Source organism: Gluconobacter sp. P1D12_c (assembly GCF_018812105.1).
GTDB lineage: Bacteria > Pseudomonadota > Alphaproteobacteria > Acetobacterales > Acetobacteraceae > Gluconobacter > Gluconobacter oxydans_A.
In genome coordinates, this window is sequence record NZ_JACSIQ010000306.1 from 1 (window position 1) to 512 (window position 512).

The 512-nt window shown below is 43.6% G+C and carries 1 protein-coding gene; it reads left to right on the forward strand.

Features of this window, described 5'->3' with window-relative positions; translation table 11 throughout:
* Nucleotides 1-105: 105 nt before the first annotated feature.
* Nucleotides 106-243 (forward strand): hypothetical protein, encoded by a 138-nt coding sequence (locus tag KP705_RS16885; RefSeq protein WP_215765099.1) that lies wholly within the window; start codon nucleotides 106-108, stop codon nucleotides 241-243.
* Nucleotides 244-512: the final 269 nt, after the last annotated feature.

Consider the following 512-nt stretch of genomic DNA (forward strand, 5'->3'; position numbering starts at 1 on the left):
AACAGGGATATCAATGCGGTGGATGATTCCGCAAAAGCATATATGCTTGACACTAACACGATATCTCACTTGGGTTGAGGGGGGGGTAGCGTCTTAGAAGATGGGATGCTGTCAAAGGTTCTCGAMATAGAGCGTCTACAAGACCCAGTAGAGATAGATGAGCCTCCTATTGAGGTTCCGGATTCCGAATACTTCGAAGCTAATCAGGACGCCTTTCAGGAGCTTGCAGACTGGTATCTTTGAAGCTCCGCAGGACCGACGACAATGTAATTGTCATAGTCGGACACTATGACAAGTCAAATATTGATTTCTATCTGCTACAATAAGTTTCCAGTACCCCACAAACTGAGGGTCGGAGATTGTTATGGATATGGTAAAGAAGGAAAAATATAGAGAAATAGAGAGAGAAGTACAGAGGCTTGAAAATCTGTTCAATATAAAGGCTGTGCGATTGAAGGCACGTTATGAGACCAAGGCTATTCGTTATATGTTTGGGAATGGGGTCGAGGTTT